The sequence below is a fragment of the Chloroherpetonaceae bacterium genome (genome assembly GCA_025056565.1).
Taxonomy (GTDB): domain Bacteria; phylum Bacteroidota; class Chlorobiia; order Chlorobiales; family Thermochlorobacteraceae; genus Thermochlorobacter.
This window is the reverse complement of the sequence record JANWWA010000002.1, coordinates 24,653-43,244: the sequence shown is the minus strand read 5'-3', so window position 1 is coordinate 43,244 and position 18,592 is coordinate 24,653. Positions and strand designations below refer to the sequence as shown.

General features: G+C 49.8%; 15 protein-coding genes and 1 riboswitch. Of the genes, 10 read left to right on the top strand and 5 right to left on the bottom strand.

The annotated features are described in order from the left end of the window. Positions 1-104 precede the first annotated feature (104 nt). The 4 genes from NZM05_02420 to NZM05_02405 all read left to right on the top strand — a co-directional run bounded on the left by NZM05_02420 (position 105) and on the right by NZM05_02405 (position 5,217). Positions 105-2,642, top strand: a complete 2,538-nt coding sequence (locus NZM05_02420; protein ID MCS7012475.1) for an ATP-dependent Clp protease ATP-binding subunit — start codon at positions 105-107, stop codon at positions 2,640-2,642. 111 nt (positions 2,643-2,753) lie between these two features. Further along, positions 2,754-2,868, top strand: a riboswitch (SAM riboswitch). A gap of 170 nt (positions 2,869-3,038) precedes the next feature. After that, a complete protein-coding gene (locus NZM05_02415) occupies positions 3,039-4,373 on the top strand; it encodes an O-acetylhomoserine aminocarboxypropyltransferase/cysteine synthase (GenBank protein ID MCS7012474.1) in 1,335 nt (444 codons plus the stop codon). A gap of 53 nt (positions 4,374-4,426) precedes the next feature. Beyond that, positions 4,427-4,897, top strand: coding sequence for an Rpn family recombination-promoting nuclease/putative transposase (locus NZM05_02410; GenBank protein ID MCS7012473.1), 471 nt, complete (start codon positions 4,427-4,429; stop codon positions 4,895-4,897). A gap of 98 nt (positions 4,898-4,995) precedes the next feature. After that, on the top strand, positions 4,996-5,217 hold the full coding sequence (locus NZM05_02405; GenBank protein ID MCS7012472.1) for a hypothetical protein: 222 nt from the start codon (positions 4,996-4,998) through the stop codon (positions 5,215-5,217). A gap of 54 nt (positions 5,218-5,271) precedes the next feature. Here the strand turns inward: NZM05_02405 and purH are convergent, their stop codons facing one another. Further along, positions 5,272-6,861 carry a bifunctional phosphoribosylaminoimidazolecarboxamide formyltransferase/IMP cyclohydrolase gene (purH, locus tag NZM05_02400; GenBank protein MCS7012471.1) on the bottom strand — a complete coding sequence of 530 codons (1,590 nt, stop codon included), beginning with the start codon at positions 6,859-6,861 and terminating at the stop codon, positions 5,272-5,274. 73 nt (positions 6,862-6,934) lie between these two features. Between purH and purN the strand changes: the two genes are divergently transcribed. The 5 genes from purN (at position 6,935) to thrC (ending at position 14,417) form a co-directional block, all read left to right on the top strand. Beyond that, positions 6,935-7,543 (top strand): phosphoribosylglycinamide formyltransferase, encoded by a 609-nt coding sequence (gene purN / locus NZM05_02395; protein MCS7012470.1) that lies wholly within the window; start codon positions 6,935-6,937, stop codon positions 7,541-7,543. Between the two features lie 44 nt (positions 7,544-7,587). Next, positions 7,588-9,492 carry a CocE/NonD family hydrolase gene (locus NZM05_02390; protein ID MCS7012469.1) on the top strand — a complete coding sequence of 635 codons (1,905 nt, stop codon included), beginning with the start codon at positions 7,588-7,590 and terminating at the stop codon, positions 9,490-9,492. Between the two features lie 195 nt (positions 9,493-9,687). Further along, positions 9,688-12,141, top strand: a complete 2,454-nt coding sequence (thrA, locus tag NZM05_02385) for a bifunctional aspartate kinase/homoserine dehydrogenase I (protein MCS7012468.1) — start codon at positions 9,688-9,690, stop codon at positions 12,139-12,141. Between the two features lie 10 nt (positions 12,142-12,151). Continuing rightward, entirely contained in the window at positions 12,152-13,108 is a 957-nt protein-coding gene (locus NZM05_02380) for a homoserine kinase (GenBank protein MCS7012467.1), read from the top strand. Further along, the gene (gene thrC / locus NZM05_02375) at positions 13,095-14,417 is read left to right on the top strand and encodes a threonine synthase (protein MCS7012466.1); all 1,323 of its coding nucleotides are present in this window, start codon (positions 13,095-13,097) and stop codon (positions 14,415-14,417) included. The genes NZM05_02380 and thrC overlap by 14 nt, the downstream gene beginning before the upstream one ends. Positions 14,418-14,445: 28 nt before the next feature. Here the strand turns inward: thrC and NZM05_02370 are convergent, their stop codons facing one another. From NZM05_02370 to NZM05_02355, 4 genes are read right to left on the bottom strand one after another with little or no spacing between them, the layout of a single operon-like run. Then, the gene (locus NZM05_02370) at positions 14,446-15,756 is read right to left on the bottom strand and encodes a thymidine phosphorylase (protein MCS7012465.1); all 1,311 of its coding nucleotides are present in this window, start codon (positions 15,754-15,756) and stop codon (positions 14,446-14,448) included. A 29-nt stretch (positions 15,757-15,785) separates the two neighbouring features. Further along, positions 15,786-16,745, bottom strand: a complete 960-nt coding sequence (locus NZM05_02365) for a D-glycerate dehydrogenase (GenBank protein ID MCS7012464.1) — start codon at positions 16,743-16,745, stop codon at positions 15,786-15,788. Positions 16,746-16,749: 4 nt separating this feature from the next. Next, positions 16,750-17,457: an LrgB family protein gene (locus NZM05_02360; protein MCS7012463.1), complete on the bottom strand. Its 708-nt coding sequence runs from the start codon at positions 17,455-17,457 to the stop codon at positions 16,750-16,752. A gap of 11 nt (positions 17,458-17,468) precedes the next feature. Beyond that, entirely contained in the window at positions 17,469-17,807 is a 339-nt protein-coding gene (locus NZM05_02355) for a CidA/LrgA family protein (GenBank protein ID MCS7012462.1), read from the bottom strand. Positions 17,808-18,029: 222 nt separating this feature from the next. Here NZM05_02355 and NZM05_02350 point away from each other — a divergent pair, with 222 nt between their 5' ends. Beyond that, the gene (locus NZM05_02350) at positions 18,030-18,425 is read left to right on the top strand and encodes an AraC family transcriptional regulator (protein MCS7012461.1); all 396 of its coding nucleotides are present in this window, start codon (positions 18,030-18,032) and stop codon (positions 18,423-18,425) included. Positions 18,426-18,592 lie beyond the last annotated feature (167 nt).

The window sequence follows — 18,592 nt, the reverse complement described above, 5'->3', positions numbered from 1 at the left end:
TCGCTCTATGTCGAGCGCTTTGCAAGCGCGTCAGCAGTTGCAGCAGATTGCGGGAAGCAAATTGCTAAACGAGAATATTATGACGATTAAACTGACAACAATCTATGGAAGGGAATTTCTCCAATAGGGTTCAAGATGTTATCCGATATAGTCGCGAAGAAGCCTTACGACTCGGCCATGACTACATCGGCACCGAGCATCTTTTGCTAGGGATTATTCGTGAGGGTGAAGGCATCGCTGTACGCATTCTCAAGAACTTAGGTTGTGACCTCTATAAGCTCAAGCGCGCAGTCGAGGACACGGTGCGCTCGACAGGTGGCACGCTTACGCTAGGCAATGTGCCACTTACGAAGCAAGCGGAGAAGGTTTTGAAAATTACCTATCTCGAGGCCAAAATCTGTAAGTCTGACATTATCGGAACGGAGCATTTGCTGCTTTCGCTGCTTAAAGATGAGGAGAATTTGGCGGCACAAATTCTGGCGCAATTTGGCATTAGCTATGCGACCGTGCGTGAAGAGTTAGAGAATATTATGAGTGGCAAAACTGGCGGTGCAGTTACAGCCGCTGTTGCTGGCGGGTCATCTGGCGGTAGCGGTCAATATCAACAACAATATGAATCACGAAAGATGGAAAAGTCAAAGACACCCGTTCTGGACAATTTCGGGCGTGATCTTACGAAGCTTGCCTTAGAAGATAAGCTCGACCCGATTATTGGGCGCGAAAAGGAAATCGAGCGTGTCGCCCAGGTGCTGTCACGGCGCAAAAAGAACAACCCCGTGCTTATCGGTGAGCCCGGCGTTGGCAAAACTGCTATTGCCGAAGGGTTAGCTTTGCGCATCGTGCAACGCAAAGTCAGCCGTGTGCTTTACGATAAGCGCGTTGTGGCGCTTGACCTTGCTGCGCTGGTTGCAGGCACAAAGTATCGCGGTCAGTTCGAGGAACGAATGAAAGCCGTAATGAATGAGCTGGAAAAGTCGAAAGACGTGATTCTCTTTATTGATGAACTTCACACCATCGTCGGTGCTGGCGGCGCATCTGGCTCACTTGACGCTTCTAACATCTTCAAACCTGCCTTAGCACGTGGCGACCTGCAATGCATTGGCGCGACTACCTTGGATGAATACCGTCAATACATTGAAAAAGACGGTGCTCTCGACCGCCGCTTCCAAAAAATTATGGTAGAGCCTACCTCGGTTGAGGACACCATTTCAATCCTGATGAACATCAAGGAGAAATACGAAGCGCATCACAACGTCCGATACAGCCGAGAAGCAATTGAAGCTGCAGTGCGCCTTTCTGACCGATACATTACCGATAGGCACCTGCCTGACAAAGCCATCGATGTAATGGATGAGGCTGGTGCACGCGTGCACCTCTCTAATATCCATGTGCCCAAAGAGATTCTTGACCTCGAACAGAAAATTGAAGACATCAAAGCCCTGAAAAATCAGGTGGTCAAGTCGCAAAACTTCGAGGAAGCGGCACGATTGCGCGACCAAGAAAAGCGCCTCATTGAAGCTCTCGAGCGCGCCAAGAACGAATGGGAAAAGTCTACTGCTGAGAAAATCTTTGATGTCACAGAAGAGAATGTCGCCGCCGTCGTCGCCATGATGACTGGCATCCCAGTTATGAAGGTGGCACAGTCCGAGACCGAAAAACTGCTCAAGATGCCCGAAGCTCTCAAAGCAGAGGTTATCGGACAAGATGAAGCGATTGAGAAAATCTCCAAAGCTATTCAGCGCACCCGTGCAGGGCTTAAAGACCCCAACCGCCCGATTGGGTCGTTTATTTTCTTAGGCCCAACTGGCGTAGGCAAGACAGAGCTTGCCAAAGCCCTCACACGCTACCTCTTCGACAGTGAAGAAGCACTGGTGCGTATTGATATGTCAGAGTATATGGAGAAGTTCTCCGTTTCTCGCTTGGTGGGTGCACCGCCCGGTTATGTGGGCTACGAAGAAGGCGGTCAGCTTACAGAGAAAGTGCGCCGCAAGCCATACTCAGTGGTGCTTTTAGATGAAATCGAAAAGGCACACCCCGATGTATTCAACATTCTTCTTCAAGTCTTGGACGATGGTATTCTGACCGATGGATTGGGGCGGCGTGTTGATTTTCGCAACACAATTATCATCATGACTTCCAACATTGGCGCACGTGACATCAAGAATATGGGTATGGGAATGGGCTTTACGCAGCCAAGCGAAAAAAGCAAATACGAGAACATGAAATCCACGATTGAAGACGCTCTAAAAAAGGTCTTCAATCCCGAGTTCCTCAACCGCATTGATGATGTGATTGTGTTCCGCCAGCTCGAAAAAGAGCATATCTATCGCATCATTGATATTGCTGCGGACAAGCTCTTCAAGCGCGTGCGCGATATGGGCATCACGATTGAGTTCACCAAGTCTGCTAAGGACTTCCTTGTCAATAAAGGCTACGACCAGCAATTTGGCGCTCGTCCTTTGCGCCGTGCGCTCCAGAAGTATGTTGAAGACCCAATGGCGGAGGAAATCCTGAAAGGTAAATTCACCGAAGGTAGCACGATTAAAATCAAATACAGCAAAAAGACAGACAGTCTCGTTTTCGTCGATACCACAAAAGAAACGGCTGACAAAGAGACAGACGAGACTGTCGAGGAGAAGTAATTGCTCAGTGCCCCTTTTGCACAAAAAGCCTGCTTGCGGCAGGCTTTTTAACTTTTAGAGGATGATTTGGAAAATCTTGCCAAGAAGCGTATAATTTGAAAACTTGTTCTATTGTCATCACGAAAGGCAGAGGGACGCGCCCTGTGAAGCCTTAGCAACCGTTCAGCTTCCAAGCGGCTGAAAAGGTGCTAATTCGCGCCTATCTATACGATGGGGGAGATGACAGAAAGACGCTATTGAAATGCCGAGAGCTATAAGCCTCTTTCTGCGCCCGTCGGAAAGAGGCTTTTGTTTTTCTCTTGCTGCAGCTCCTCTTTCCTGTGCAAAAGTGCGCTTGTTTCCTCGCCTGTAATTTTTTCTAACACACAACATTCTAACAATTAAACCACTACTACTATGTCAGCTGGAAACGGAAAACCGCGCCAATATCGCTTTGAGACCTTGCAGGTGCATGCGGGTCAGTCGCCTGACCCCGCTACCAACAGTCGCGCTGTGCCAATCTACCAGACTACCTCATATGTGTTCAACAGCTCGGAGCATGGGGCGAACCTTTTTGCGCTGAAAGAGTTTGGCAACATTTACACGCGCATTATGAATCCCACCAACGATGTCTTCGAGAAGCGGGTTGCGGCTCTCGAGGGTGGGGTTGCCGCATTAGCCACCGCAAGCGGGCAGGCTGCTCAACTGCTTGCTATTTCCACTATCGCACAAGCGGGCGAGAATATCGTCTCAACCAGCTATCTTTACGGCGGCACATACAATCAATTCAAAGTCTCCTTACCACGCCTTGGTATTCAAGTAAAGTTTGTCGAGGGCGATGACCCTAGCGATTTCAAAAAACTGATTGACTCCAAAACCAAAGCCCTCTACATTGAGACGATTGGCAATCCCAAGTTTAATGTGCCTGACATTGAGGCGATTGCCAAAATTGCGCACGAGGCTGGTATTCCTCTTATCGTCGACAACACTTTCGGGGCAGCTGGTTATCTTTGCCGTCCGATTGAGTGGGGCGCAGATATTGTAGTCCAATCTGCAACGAAATGGATTGGTGGTCATGGTACCAGTATCGGCGGTGTGATTGTCGACTCAGGTAACTTTGACTGGGGCAACGGCAACTTTCCAGTTTTCACTGAACCCAGTCCCGGATACCATGGTCTTAGGTTCAACGAGGTATTTGGCAAAGGCAACCCGAATGGATTTCCGAACATTGCTTTTATTATCCGCGCCCGTGTTGAAGGCCTACGCGACTTAGGTCCTGCACTTTCACCCTTTAATGCATTTCTCTTTCTGCAAGGCTTAGAGACGCTCTCGCTGCGTATGGACAGGCACTGCGCCAATGCACTGGCACTCGCAAAGTGGCTTGAACAACACGAAGCCGTTGAGTGGGTCAGTTATCCAGGTTTGGAATCACACCCCTACCACCAGAACGCAAAGAAATATCTACGCAACGGGTTTGGTGGAGTGCTGTCATTTGGTGTCAAAGGCGGGTTTGAAGCAGCACAGACTGTGATTAACAACGTGAAATTGGCTAGCCACTTAGCTAATGTTGGGGATGCTAAGACGCTTATCATTCACCCAACGGCTACCACGCACCAGCAACTTTCGCCCGAAGAGCAGCGCTCAGCAGGTGTAACCCCTGAACTTTTGCGCGTCTCTGTCGGTATTGAGCACATTGACGACATCATTGAGGATTTTGATTATGCGCTGTCGAAAATTAAGGTAACTGCATAGTGTGACTTCGCAGGCGTGCTCTCTTTCAGCAAAAGAGGGCACGCGTCTTTGAGATGAAGACCGATAAGCTCATCTACTTTCTCTTTCAGGTCGCACCGCAAGGCTTCTTCCTGCTAATCGGGCAACCACCTGACAAAGCCAATCGCTACACGGTGCGAGCCGTCGAGCTCAAGGAAAAGGCGTTCCGCATTGATGCCATCTTTGAGCCCATTGATGCAAACGAGACGACATACTTTGTAGAAGCCCAGTTCCAGTTAGATGAGAGCTTCTATGGGCGGTTTTTCAGTGAAATCTTTCTGTATTTACATCAGTATAAGGTCAGGCGCTGGCAAGGCGTAGTGATTTACCCTAATCAAGCAGCCGAGCAAAAAGATCTGGGCGCGCATCAGGCAGTCATCGCACGCCTTGAGCCAGACCTGATTCGGCGCATTTATCTCGATCAATTGCCGAGTGTGGAGCAACTGGATACACCGCTGGGATTTTTTCGCTGGTCATTGAGCCAGACTCGACTGCTCCAGCGGTAGCCAGAGCTCTTGCTGCGCGCTCACCCGACAGCCTTAACATCGTGCAGCAAATTCTCTTTGCTAAATTTGCTAAAAAGAGCAGAAAGGAGATTCTAGAAATGCTGGGTATTACCGAAGAGATTTTGCGAGACACACAAGCTTTCCAAGAGATTTTAGCCGAAGGGCGGGAAGAAGGGCGTGCGCAGGGGCTAGCACAGGGAAGGGAAGAAGGTAAGTTAGAGGCTGTGCCTATTTTGCGCGAAATGGGTCTTAGCGACGAAGTCATTGCAGAAAAGCTCAATCTTCCTTTGGAGAAAGTAAGGAGTGTGCCCTTGCGCTAAACTATCTGAAAAAGGTCTCTATGTGCATCACTTGGATATAGCAGCAACCCCTCTTCAGTGCCTAAAATGCCGCATACCTGTAAAGACCATTGCAATGTTACGTTCATCGGCTGCAGCGATGACCTCTTCATCGCGCACTGACCCTCCAGGCTGGATTACCGCGGTCGCCCCTGCTTCTGCTGCGACAATTAGTCCATCGGCGAAGGGGAAAAAAGCATCACTTGCCACGGCTGACCCGCTTAGGTCGAGACCCGCTGTCTCTGCCTTCCACCGAGCGATGCGAGCGGCATCCACGCGCGACATCTGCCCTGCTCCAATGCCCAGTGTTTGGGCATTCTTGGCATAGACAATCGCATTTGATTTTACATGCTTAGCCACAATCCATGCAAAGAGCATATCGCTTAGTTCTTGCTCTGTAGGTTGGCGTTTGGTTACGACGCGCAGCTCGTCACGCAGCACTGTTTTCACATCACGCTCTTGCACCAAGACTCCCATTGCTGTACCACGCAATTCCCAGCCTGGACGCCGCACCGTCTTTTTTTGCCGAATCAGGCGACGGTCTTTTTTCTTCATCAAAAAGTCCAAGACACCTTCATCGTAGTCTGGTGCAATGATGATTTCAGTAAAAATTTCATTGATGGCTTCTGCGGTTTTCATATCCAATGGATGATTGACCGCTACAATGCCCCCAAACGGCGCTTGCGTATCGGTCGCAAATGCTTTGCGGTAGGCTTGCTCGAGTGTAGCAGCCTGCGCTACACCACACGGATTTGTGTGCTTGATTATTGCCACGGTTGGCGGCTCATTTTCAAACTCATTGATAAGTGAAGCGGCTGCGGAAATGTCCAAAATGTTGTTGTAGGACAGCTCTTTGCCGTGCAGTTTTTCAAAGTAGTTACCAAAGCCTACTTCTCCTTCGCTGGAACGCAGCTTGTAGAAGGCAGCACGTTGATGTGGGTTTTCGCCATAGCGCATCTCGATTTCCTTAGTCAGCACCAGCAAGTAGCTTTCTTCTGCCTGTTTGCCGTTCTGCGCTGCTTTTCCGTCTTCCAGATTGGCGAGATATGTAGCGATGGCTTGGTCGTATCGTGCAGTTAGTGCAAACACTTTCTTTGCCAACTCAAAGCGAGTTTTTTCACTCGTTGCGCCTTTGCGTCTTTTCATCTCCTCGAGCACGCAGTTGTAATCTCCTGGGTCTGTGATGACCGTTACAAACTTGTAGTTCTTGGCTGCACTGCGTAGCATAGCGGGGCCGCCGATGTCAATGTTTTCAATGGCTTCTTTTAGTTTTACCTTTGGCTTTGCGACGGTTTGCTCAAATGGGTAGAGATTGACGACTACCAAGTCGATATGCTTAATTTTGTGTTTCTTTACTTCCTTTTCGTGTGCTGCATTGTCGCGCAGTGCCAGCAGCCCACCGTGAATCATCGGATGCAAGGTCTTGACTCTGCCATCTAAAATTTCAGGAAAGCCAGTCAGTTCAGTAATTGGCTTGGCTTTAATGCCAGCGTCCAAAAGGGTTTGGAGCGTGCCGCCCGTTGAGAAAATCTCTACTCTAAAGGCTGCCAGTCCTTTGGCAAAGTCCACAATGCCTGTTTTATCTGAGACGGAAATGAGTGCGCGCTGGATTTTGGGATTTGGCATTTTTTGTAAAAAGATTGTTTTTTTCTGCGCAACCGTTTCGGTTCTGCTGCGCAAGGCTTGCATAATTTAAGCAATGAACCTCTTCAAAAAATCAGACATTGTGCGGCTGGCTGTTTTTTGCTCTGGCACTGGCTCAAACTTCAAGGCGCTTTACCGAAACATTCAGGAGAGACATTTGCCCTGTGAGATTGTGATGTGTCTCTCGAACAACTCACAGTGCGGTGCGATGGCGTTTGCACGTGAAGTCGGCATTGATGCAGTGCATCTTTCCGCTAAAACGCACCCTGTGGAATCTGAGTATGTTGCAGCGATGCTTCACGAGCTTCGAGCGCGAGCTGTAGATTACATCTTGCTGGCAGGCTATATGAAGAAAGTGCCACGAGCAGTGGTCGAGGCATACCCCAAACGAATTCTCAACATTCACCCAGCGCTTTTGCCCAAGTTCGGCGGCGAGGGAATGTATGGGTTAAATGTTCATCGAGCCGTATTGGCATCGGGTGAGCGTGAGAGCGGTGCAACAGTGCACTTCGTAGAGGCTGATTATGACACTGGTGAAATCATCTTGCAGCGCCGTGTGCCTGTCTTCCCCGACGACACGCCCGAAACACTGGCTGCACGTGTGCAAGCTGTTGAGCATGTGCTTTACACTGATGCACTGGAAAAAGTTTTGCAGCACTCGTGATATATTTCCGCTCACTATCCACAATCAACAAAACCACTAACGCTATGCATAGAAACCTTGCTCTGCCTTTCTTTGCTTTCCAGTTCTTTCTTTTAGCACTTGCCCAATTGTTATGGGCACAACCCGACACCAACTTTGTTAGAGCAAACTATCAAAAGGCTGAATACCAAATTCCAATGCGTGATGGAGTAAAGCTCTACACCATCGTCTATACGCCCAAAGATGCTTCACCCACGAACACTTATCCGATTCTAATGCAGCGCACCTGCTACAGCATTGCACCCTACGGCAAGGATAACTATCCGCAAGAAATCGGTCCGTCTCCGATTATGATGCGTGAGAAATACATCTTCGTCTATCAAGATGTGCGCGGACGGTATATGTCAGAAGGCAAATGGACGAATGTTACGCCGCATATTCCGAACAAGAAGTCGGAGAAAGATGTCGACGAATCCAGCGATGCGTTTGACACCATTGAATGGCTCTTGAAGAATATCCCTTATCACAATGGACGTGTAGGATTATGGGGAATTTCATACCCAGGCTTCTATGCCATTGCCAGCGCTCTTTGCAATCACCCTGCGCTCAAAGCTGTCTCACCACAAGCGCCTGTAACGGATTTTTTCTTCGATGACTTTCATCACAATGGTGCCTTTACGCTGCAATACTTCATCACCTACCCAATCTTCGGTATTCAAACGCCCGGCCCAACCACCGAAGATTGGTGGGCTAGTCAGATGATTGCAGAGCCTTCTACTCGTGATGGCTATAAGTTCTACCTTAGTCTTGGCTCGCTCAAAAATGGCGACAAGTATTACCCCGACAACTTTTTCTGGAAGGAAACGGTTGAGCACCCTAACTACGATGAATTCTGGCAGAAGCGCAACATCATTCAGCATTTGAAAGACGTTCGACCAGCTGTGCTCACAGTAGGAGGCTGGTTTGATGCTGAAGACCTCTACGGCCCGCTTGCCGTCTACAAGACGATTGAGAAGCATAACCCAAACACGTTTAACATTCTCACAATGGGACCGTTTGGGCATGGGCGCTGGGCAAGAGAGACAGGACATACCTTGCACGGCGACATTTACTTCGGCGATAGCCTTGCCACATTCTATCAGCGAGAAATTGAAGCCAAATTTTTCCGGCACTTCCTCAAAGAAGCTGGGGACGGCAAAGTAGACTTGCCAGAAGCCTATTTGTTCGACACAGGCAAAAAAATCTATCGAAAGTTTGACAAGTGGCCTGTGCCCACTGCGCAGAAAAAGGCACTTTATCTGCACCGAAACGGTCGGCTTTCGTTTTCACCGCCTAGTGAAGCCAATGCTTTCTCGGAGTATGTCAGCGATCCAATGAAGCCTGTGCCTTCTAGCGAGGTGGAAGCTGAAATGTTTGGCTTTACGCCCTTCCTCTATATGTCGGAAGACCAGCGTTTTGCCTCAGCAAGACCTGATGTTCTGGTGTTTCAAACCGATGTGTTAGAGGAAGATGTAACCTTAGGTGGCGAGATAACTGCACGACTTTTCGTCAGTACCACTGGCACAGATGCCGATTTTTTCATTAAGTTGATTGACGTCTATCCTGACACTGCGCAAAATCACCCTTATTTGCCCAATAAGCGTGTGCTGCTTTCAGGCTACGAACAAATGGTGCGCAGTGAAGTTATGCGTGCTCGTTTCCGAAAGAGCTTTGAAAAGCCTGAGCCGATGAAGCCTAACCAAATCACGGAAATTACCTTTCGCTTGCAAGATGTGTTGCACACATTCAAGAAGGGGCATCGCATTATGATTCAAGTGCAAAGCACGGCGTTTCCGCTCTTTGACCGCAACCCACAGAAGTTTGTGCCCAACATCTACAAAGCTGACGAGAAGGATTTTATCAAGGCTACGCATCGTGTTTATCACGACCGCAAAAATGCCAGTCGCTTGGAAGTGGAAGTCCTTGACTAAGCTACGCTTGCGATTTGAGTAAGTTCCTTGATCAACCGCCCTCTCTAAGCTGAAGAGGGCGGTTTCGTCTTCTGTGCCATCCGCATCACCTTCCCGACACGCTGTTAGTGGTTTCAACTTCCGAGTAGTGCAACCCTTTTGCAGGGGTGTGAGAACGACTTTTCGTATTTTTGCTTTCTTATTTCGAGAAAAGCCATGAAGGTTCTCAAATTTGGTGGTACCTCCGTCGGCACACCACAGAGCATTGAACAAGTTATTCAGCTCTCGCTGGAAGCACGCAAGCACAGCAAAATTGCGGTCGTTGTTTCTGCTTTCAGCGGGGTTACCGATGAGCTTCTCTCGCTGACGCATCTTGCGGCAGAAGGCGATGAGCAATACCGCACAAAGCTGCAACAGCTCGAGAGCCGTCATCTTGATGCTGTGAAAGCCCTTATCCATGTGCAGCGTCAGAGCAGTATTCTGGCTGGTGTCAAAAAAATGCTCAATGAGCTGGAAGAAGTGCTCAATGGCGTGTTCCTTATCAAGGAATACACGCCGCGCACAATGGACTTTATTTTGAGCTTCGGTGAGCGACTCTCAGCTTACATTGTTACCGAAGCCTTCAAAGAGCAAGGTGTCGATGCAGAATACTTAGATGCGCGCTTGGTTGTCAAGACTGACGACAATTTTGGCGCAGCGCGCGTAGATGCCGAGACCACTTACCAAAACATTCGCTCTTACTTTGGGCTGCGTCCCGCGCTGCAAGTCATTACAGGCTTCATTGGCTCGACGCCGCAAGGTCAGACCACGACTTTAGGGCGTGGCGGCTCAGACTACACGGCCGCGCTTTTCGCTGCGGCTCTCGGCGCAACGGAAATTCAAATCTGGACAGATGTTAATGGCTTTATGACTGCTGACCCCCGCAAAGTGCCCGATGCGTTTCCAATTCCGCAAATGACTTACAACGAAGCCTTGGAGATGTCCAACTCTGGTGCAAAGGTGCTTTATGCTCCCACCATTCAACCTGCAATGAGCGCTGGTATTCCGATTCGCATTCTTAATACTTTTAATCCTGCGTTTGAGGGCACGCTAATTTGCTCAGAGTTGCCCAACCGTCCTTTCCCTGTCTGCGGCATTTCTTCACTTGATGATGTGGCACTCTTGCGCGTAGAAGGCACAGGACTTGTGCGCGCATTAGGCTCTGCCAAGCGGCTTTTCGGCGCACTGGCTGATGCCAAAGTAAATGTCATTTTCATCTCACAAGCCTCTTCGGAGCATTCAATCTGTGTAGCAGTTGCACCAAAAGATGCAAAGGCAGCCAAAGCGGCGATTCAGAAAGAGTTTGCGCTTGAGATTGCGGCTGGCAAGCTGCACGATGTTGAAGTAGAAACCGACCTTTCTATCATTGCCGCAGTTGGGGAAAATATGCGGCGCCGCACAGGGATTGCTGGCTGGTTCTTTCAAACATTAGGCAAAAATGGCATCAATATCGTTGCAATTGCACAAGGCTCTTCGGAGCTAAACATTTCTGTTGTGATTGATAAGCGCGATGAATCCAAGGCGCTTAATGCCCTGCACGAAGCCTTTTTCCTGTCAGAGAAAAAAACGCTCAATGTGTTCTTAGTCGGCACAGGGCTAATTGGCGGCACACTGCTGCGGCAAATCAATGCCCATCGTGAGACGCTACGCAAGGAAAAATCGCTTGAAATTCGCGTGATTGCCCTTGCACGGCGCTCACAGATGGTTTTCAACGAGCGTGGTATTAATCTGAATTGCTGGCAAGAGACGCTGCGCACACAGGGCGAGCCAACAAACCTTAAAAAGTTTGTTGCTAAAATGAAAGAGCTGAATCTCCCTAACAGCATTTTTATTGATTGCACTGCTAGCGATGAAGTGATTGAACACTACGCCGAGATTCTCTCTTCCAGTATTTCAATTGTTACGCCAAATAAGCGTGCAAATTCTGGACCATTTGAATCGTATCGCACCCTTAAGCTCCTTGCCATCAAAAATGATGTTAAGTTTCTCTATGAAACCAATGTTGGCGCAGGCTTGCCTGTTATCAACACTTTGCAAGATTTACTCAACAGTGGGGATAAAATTTTGAAAATTGAAGCCGTGCTTTCTGGCTCACTTAGTTACATTTTCAACAACTTTACAGGCTCACGGCTGTTCAGCGAGGTGGTGCGGGAAGCCAAAGAAAAAGGCTACACTGAGCCAGACCCACGTGAAGACCTGAGCGGTATGGATGTAGCGCGCAAAGCTCTTATTTTGGCAAGAGAAATTGGCTGGCCGCTGGAGCTACATCACGTTGAGGTTGAAAACTTCCTTCCACAAGCCTGCTTAGACGCTCCTTCGGTTGAGGATTTCTTCAAGGAGCTGGAGCGCGCCAACCCGATTTTCGAAGCACGCAAACAGCACGCTGCCGCGCAGCACAAAAAGCTTTGTTTTGTTGCTTGCTTGGAAAACGGCCGTGCATCGGTGCGCTTGCAAGAAGTCGACAGCTCACATCCTTTCTACACGCTCTCTGGTAGCGACAATATCATTTCATACACGACGGAGCGCTACTACGACCGTCCGCTTGTGGTCAAAGGTCCTGGGGCCGGTGCAGAGGTTACTGCCGCAGGGGTCTTTGCGAATATTGTCTGGATTTCAAACTATCTATCGTAAAAGTGCCGCTATGCACGAGGATGCCATCGCAGCGTTTGCGCCTGCAACCGTCGCTAATGTGGGGGCAGGGTTTGATATTCTTGGCTTTGCTCTGCATCAGCCCGGCGACATTGTGGTTGCTCGCTTCAACCAAGTCGGCACGGTGCGCATTACGCAGCTTACAGGCAACAGTAGCAAATTGCCGCGCGAAGCCTCGCTGAATACAGCGGGCGTGGCTGTTATTAAGTTACTCGAACACTTGAGCATTCGTCAAGGCATTGACCTTGAGCTTCATAAGCGAATGCCTTTAGGTAGTGGTTTAGGCTCCAGTGCAGCGAGTGCAGTTGCCGCCGTTGTCGCGGCCAATGCACTTTTAGGCTCTCCGCTTAAAAAAATTGACCTTTTGCCCTTTGCGATGGAAGGTGAGCGCGTGGCTTGTGGCGCAGCGCATGCCGATAATGCTGCCCCGTCGCTGCTGGGTGGCTTTGTGCTAATTCGCAGCTACGCCCCGCTTGATGTCGTAGAGCTGAACACGCCAGAACGACTTTATGCGGTCGTGGTGCATCCACATATTGAAGTTAAAACGCAAGACGCTCGCGACATTTTGAAGAAAACGCTTTTGCTTAAAGATGCAATTGTGCAGTGGGGCAACATTGCTGGATTGGTTGCAGGGCTCATGAAATCTGACTATGCGCTGATTGGTCGCTCACTTAGTGATGTGATTGTTGAACCAGTGCGTGCCATTCTCATACCGGGCTTCTCGGACGTCAAAGCCGCTGCGCTTCGGGCCGGTGCGCTCGGCTGCAGCATTTCGGGCTCAGGACCTTCTGTGTTCGCATTGGTGTGCGATGCCCACATTGCTGAGACCGTTGCGCAAGCGATGCAAGATGCCTTCGCAGAGCAAGGCATTTCCAGCGACCGCTACATTTCCAAAATCAATCAGGAGGGGGCATACGTCTTGCCTTATTCACAGTATGCGGCTTTATAGCTCTAATCGCAAAGTGCCTTCAGTTTCTTTGCAAGAAGCAGTATTGCAAGGATTAGCGGCAGACAGCGGGCTTTTTATGCCTGAGCATATCCCCGTGCTACCTGCAGAATTTTTTCGGCGCTTGCCATCGCTCTCAATCCATGACATCGCATTTGAAGTGTTGCAGCCTTTTGTGGGCGGAGCTATCCCTCCCGATGAGCTTTCTTCCATGCTTGAGCGTACTTTCAACTTTGATGCGCCGCTGGTGGAACTGGCAGAAAACCTGTATGCGCTCGAGCTTTTCCATGGACCGACGCTTGCTTTTAAAGACTTTGGCGCCCGTATGCTTGCAGAGTGGCTGCGCTACTTCCTTCGCAAAGAAAAGCGTCCACTTCTGGTGCTGGTGGCTACTTCGGGCGACACGGGGAGCGCAGTCGGGCACGCTTTTCTCGGTATGCCAAACACGTATGTGGTGCTGCTCTACCCGAGTGGAAAGGTCAGCACAATTCAAGAACAGCAACTTACCACTATTGGCGGCAATGTTGTCGCTGTAGAACTCCTTGGCACATTTGACGACTGCCAACGACTTGTGAAAATGGCTTTTCTGGATAGCGACCTTCGGACACAGTTTCTTTTGTCGTCCGCAAACTCTATCAACATTGCACGCCTTCTGCCGCAGATGGTCTATTACTTTCGCGCCGTAGCGCAACTGCGCCGTCCTGACTTGCCTACGGCAATTGCAGTGCCCAGTGGCAACTTCGGTAACCTCACTGCGGGACTTTTTGCCAAGCGAATGGGGTTGCCTGTTCAAATGTTCATTGCTGCAACCAATCAAAATGATGTCGTGCCAACTTATCTGCGCACAGGGCGCTTTGAGCCACGTCCGTCGCAGCGCACGCTTTCAAATGCGATGGATGTAGGCAACCCGAGCAACTTTGCCCGAATGACGGAGCTGTATCCCACACTGGACGCTATGCGTCAAGACCTCTTCGGCATTAGCTTCTCTGACGAAGAAACCGCGCGAGCAATTCAGCAGCTTTACCAGCGTTACGGCTATCTTTCCGAGCCACACGGTGCAATTGGTTACTTAGGTCTATGCGCTTATGCTGAGCAACAACCCATGCCGATGAATCGGATTTTTCTTGCCACTGCACATCCCGCCAAGTTTGCTGACATTGTTGAGCCGCTTCTCTCTGTAAAGATTGAAGTGCCTGCCCGCTTGAACGCTGCACTTAATAAACCTAAGCAAGCTGTGCGCCTTCCTAACGACTTTTCCACCTTTAAGGCTTGGCTGCAGGCACACGCCACAACCTACGCCAAGCCGCTTTGATGCGTAGTTACAGCCAGAGCGATTATGCTTACGGCACTGAGACTCTACCCAACACCTTTCTTGGACGCTGAACAGGCTGCTCCGAGAACTTGATAGCTGCTTGCAAGCGCGCTGTAACGGGCGGCAGTGCAGCTTTGCGGTCCGTAAAAATTTCTGCAATGCAGTCGCCTGCTTGCACGGTGTCGCCCACTTTTTTCCGAAATACAATTCCTGCTTTGGGGTCAATGCGGTCGTCTTTTTTCATTCGATTTGCACCTAAGAGCGTGGCGGAAAAGCCTACTTCTAGCGCATCAATCTCAGCAATCCAGCCACTCTGTGAGGCTGCTATTTCAGCGCGATACTTGGGCTTAGGGTAAGTATGTGGGGCTTTCAGGCACGAGACATCTGCGCCTTGCGCCTTTGCAATTGCAAGAAATTTCTCAAAGGCTTTTCCGTTCTGCAACTGTTGCTGGCTTAGCTCAATTCCCTCTTGTAGCGACTCGCATTTTCCGCCCAGACGCAACATCTCACCCGATAAGGTGAGCGTTACTTCCAAGAGGTCATCAATTTTGCGCCCCTGCAAACACTCCAGGCACTCTTTCACCTCCAGCCAATTGCCAACCGCGTAGCCCAGCGGTTCATTCATATCAGTGAGAAATGCCGAGACGCGCTTTCCGTAATGCTCGCCGATCCTTACCAGCATCTGCGCAAGCGCACGCGCCGCATCTGGGTTCGGCATAAACGCTCCTTTTCCTGTTTTCACATCCAGCACCAGCCCATCTAAGCCTGATGCGATTTTTTTGGACATAATGCTGGTTGCAATGAGCGGAATCGATTCAACTGTTGCCGTTACATCACGCAAAGCGTAGAGCAATTTATCTAACGGCGCCAGTGCGGCCGTCTGACCTATTAGTGCGCAGTGATGTTGCTTGAGCATGCGGCGATATTGCGAAAGTGAGAGCGCGACATTGAAGTGCGGAATCGACTCGAGTTTGTCTAAAGTGCCACCCGTGTGTCCTAAGCCGCGCCCTGAAATCATCGGTACCGCCACGCCCAATGATGCGACGATTGGAGCCAGTATCAACGAGGTTTTATCTCCGACGCCCCCAGTTGAGTGCTTGTCAATCTTGGGCACGGGAATTCCTGACAGATCGGCTACTTTGCCGCTATGAATCATCACATCGCAAAGCCGCAGCATTTCGCATTCAGATAAGCCTTGAAAGTAAATTGCCATCAGCATCGCCGACATCTGGTAATCTGGCAGTTTGCCTTTCAAGTAGGCAAGAAAAAATTGCTCGACTTCAGAGTCAGACAGCACTTGCCCATCGCGCTTTTTGCGAATCAGTTCAACTGGGTTCATTGCGTTGCTACGGTGCTGCGCAGTTTTTGCTAATCGGTTTGCCAGACTAGATTTGGTGGTGTTTGCCCAGCAAAGGCGGCTATCAAGTTATCGGCACAGAGTCTTGACATTGCTTCTCGCGTCTCGACCGTTGCCGCCCCAATGTGTGGCATCATCACCACGCGCTCAAACTCGAAGAGTTCAGCTGTTACAGTTGGCTCAAACTCATAGACATCGAGTCCGACACCGAAAAATCGTCCTGCGCGCAGTGCTGCCACCAAATCGGCTTCGTTGATGATGGCTCCGCGAGCTGTATTGATGAGTATGGCGTTGGGCTTCATCTTTTCGAATTCTCGTCTACCGAAAAGATGACGCGTGCTCTCAGTCAGCGGGGTGTGGATGGAGACCACATCACTTTCTTGCAACAGCGTCTCGAAACTTACTTGCTGACCTAAGTCGGTTGTCAGGGGGGTGCGTTTGGTAAAGAGTATTTTCATTCCGAAGCCTTTAGCGCGTTGGGCTACAGCTTGCCCGATTCGGCCGAAGCCCACGATACCCAGTGTTTTTCCACGCAGGTCTATGCCCAAGTTTCGCAGCGTCGCCCATCCGATAAAGCTCTTGCCGTCGCGCATCAGGCGCTCAGCTTCGCGGTAGCGACGTGCCACTGCCAGTATTAGCATCATTGTTATGTCCGCCGTCGCATCGGTGAGCACATCAGGCGTATTGGTCACGAAAATACCTTTTGACCTTGCATACTGCCAATCAATGTTATTGAAGCCCACACCAAAGTTTGCAAAGATTTTCACGCGCGAGGCGGCATCGATGATGGCACGGTCAATTGAATCTCCAATTGAGCAAAGCACCGCATCAGCGTCTTGCACGCGTTGCCGCAACTCTTGATGTGTGAGCAGTCGCCCAGTTGTGTTCTGTTCAATCAGAAAACCAGCTTGTTCTAAGCGCTGTAGTGCAGAAGGACGAACTAAGTCTGTGGTAATTAGTAGCTTCTTCATTGCTTTAAGCCAGGAAAAGTTTAACAAAAAGTGGCGTGAGTAGTGCAGTTAGAATTCCGCATAGCGAGAGTGCCAGTCCTGCAAATGCGCCTTCGATTTCTCCCTCTTCCATCGCTCGCGCTGTGCCAATGCCATGCGATGCTGCACCAATAGCCAGCCCAATCGCATACCGACTCTGAATGCGCAGTAGGCGTAGAAACGGCACGCCAATAATGCCGCCCAACACACCGGTCACAACAGAAAATGCAGCCGCTAATGGCGCAAACCCACCCAGTTTTTCTACAACTGCCAGTGCAATCGGTGCAGTGGCTGACTTTGGTGCAATCGTAATGACCAGCGTCTTCCCCATGCCCAGTAGCGCCGCTAACCCTGCTGCCGTGATTATGCCTACAAGACTTCCTACTGTAACCGAAGAAAGAATCGCTAAGCGCTGTGCTCTGATGTCCGTGAGCCGTTCATAGAGTGGCACTGCTAAGGCGACCACTGCTGGCGCTAAGAAAAAGGAAATCAGCTCACCACCTTTCATATAATCTTGATAGCTGATTCCAAATGCATTGAGCAGCGCAATCAATGTCGCCATCGAGAGCAGCACGGGATTGAAGAGCAAAAAACGCGTGCGCCCATAGAGCCACTGTGCCCCTACAAATACGACCAGCGTCAGTGCCACGAAAAAGAGCCGTGATGACAAAACCACTCGCCACTCTTCCATCATCGTTCCCCTACTCACAGCATTTTTTCTAAGCGCTCTTGCATCAGTGCAACAACTGCCATTACTGCCAGCATACTGAGCACAATCACCAGTAAGATGACCCACACGTATTGGCGTAGCGGTTCGGCATAGAGCATTAAACCTACGCCCGGCGGCACGAAGAATAGCGATAAATTCCTCAGCAGCACATCGGAGGCTGGCTTAATCCACTCCAGCTTGACCGCCCCCACAGAAAGGCTTAGCAGCAAAAGCAGTAGCCCGATGATACTTCCTGGGATTGGCAATCCCAGCGTTCGCGAAATGATTTCGCCCGCTAACAGCAGAAGAAAAAGGATAGCAAAGCCTTGAACCATTTTGAATATGTGTTTTTTGTTGCTGGCTTGCGCAGCTCTTAAGTTACATCTGCGCCCGAATGGTCTATATTGAATTAACAAATCACTGCCTCTTCTGCAAAAGCCCATAGCACCAGCTTTTTTTAACAGAGTGCTCAAAATGGGGTTTTAATTTTTTAGCGTGTTTTTTACTTTCTTCTCAGTTCTTCCTCACTGAAGTTTTGTAGAAAGGAGTTGTGGTGTATGCGCACAGGTTCTTGCGTCAGGGGTGATGTCTTTCTGCCTTCTTCCCGCCCCTTGCCTCCTATCCACTCAAAGCAAATCAATTTGGTGCTGAACTATATTCGCAAACATCTCTGCGAATCCTTGCCTATTAAGATACTTTGCAAAGTGGGCTGTATGAGCCGCGCTAACTTATTTCGCAAGTTTAAGCAGGAAGTTGGGCTAACGCCTATTGCTTTCATCAACCGTGAGCGTGTGCGGCGCGCTGCGGAGTTGCTTTTGCGCACGTCTCTCAGAGTTGCAGATATTGGCTATCAGGTTGGGTTTAGCAGCGTTAGCTACTTTACGCGGTGTTTCAAAAAATGTATGGGCATCACGCCGAGTCAATACCGATTGCAACTTGCAGCGATAAGCTGAGTGCAGCTCTACTCTGCATTAGAGCAAATTGAGTGCTTGCCTCACCCCCTGATTCTGACACGGCTAGACCGTTCTCTTCTTTTCACAAAAAGGAGTTAGGGGGTGAGGTCTACAGTGCTCCCTTTGTGCCAAGCCTTGCTTAAAGCGCGATGATACGCCCTGCAGCC

Bases quoted from the DNA above. Each gene is read 5' to 3' on its own strand.
- NZM05_02420 (MCS7012475.1), top strand. From the start codon at position 105: ATGGAAGGGAATTTCTCCAATAGGGTTCAAGATGTTATCCGATATAGT.
- NZM05_02415 (MCS7012474.1), top strand. From the start codon at position 3,039: ATGTCAGCTGGAAACGGAAAACCGCGCCAATATCGCTTTGAGACCTTG.
- NZM05_02410 (MCS7012473.1), top strand. From the start codon at position 4,427: ATGAAGACCGATAAGCTCATCTACTTTCTCTTTCAGGTCGCACCGCAA.
- NZM05_02405 (MCS7012472.1), top strand. From the start codon at position 4,996: ATGCTGGGTATTACCGAAGAGATTTTGCGAGACACACAAGCTTTCCAA.
- purH (MCS7012471.1), bottom strand. From the start codon at position 6,861: ATGCCAAATCCCAAAATCCAGCGCGCACTCATTTCCGTCTCAGATAAA.
- purN (MCS7012470.1), top strand. From the start codon at position 6,935: ATGAACCTCTTCAAAAAATCAGACATTGTGCGGCTGGCTGTTTTTTGC.
- NZM05_02390 (MCS7012469.1), top strand. From the start codon at position 7,588: ATGCATAGAAACCTTGCTCTGCCTTTCTTTGCTTTCCAGTTCTTTCTT.
- thrA (MCS7012468.1), top strand. From the start codon at position 9,688: ATGAAGGTTCTCAAATTTGGTGGTACCTCCGTCGGCACACCACAGAGC.
- NZM05_02380 (MCS7012467.1), top strand. From the start codon at position 12,152: ATGCACGAGGATGCCATCGCAGCGTTTGCGCCTGCAACCGTCGCTAAT.
- thrC (MCS7012466.1), top strand. From the start codon at position 13,095: ATGCGGCTTTATAGCTCTAATCGCAAAGTGCCTTCAGTTTCTTTGCAA.
- NZM05_02370 (MCS7012465.1), bottom strand. From the start codon at position 15,756: ATGAACCCAGTTGAACTGATTCGCAAAAAGCGCGATGGGCAAGTGCTG.
- NZM05_02365 (MCS7012464.1), bottom strand. From the start codon at position 16,745: ATGAAGAAGCTACTAATTACCACAGACTTAGTTCGTCCTTCTGCACTA.
- NZM05_02360 (MCS7012463.1), bottom strand. From the start codon at position 17,457: ATGATGGAAGAGTGGCGAGTGGTTTTGTCATCACGGCTCTTTTTCGTG.
- NZM05_02355 (MCS7012462.1), bottom strand. From the start codon at position 17,807: ATGGTTCAAGGCTTTGCTATCCTTTTTCTTCTGCTGTTAGCGGGCGAA.
- NZM05_02350 (MCS7012461.1), top strand. From the start codon at position 18,030: ATGCGCACAGGTTCTTGCGTCAGGGGTGATGTCTTTCTGCCTTCTTCC.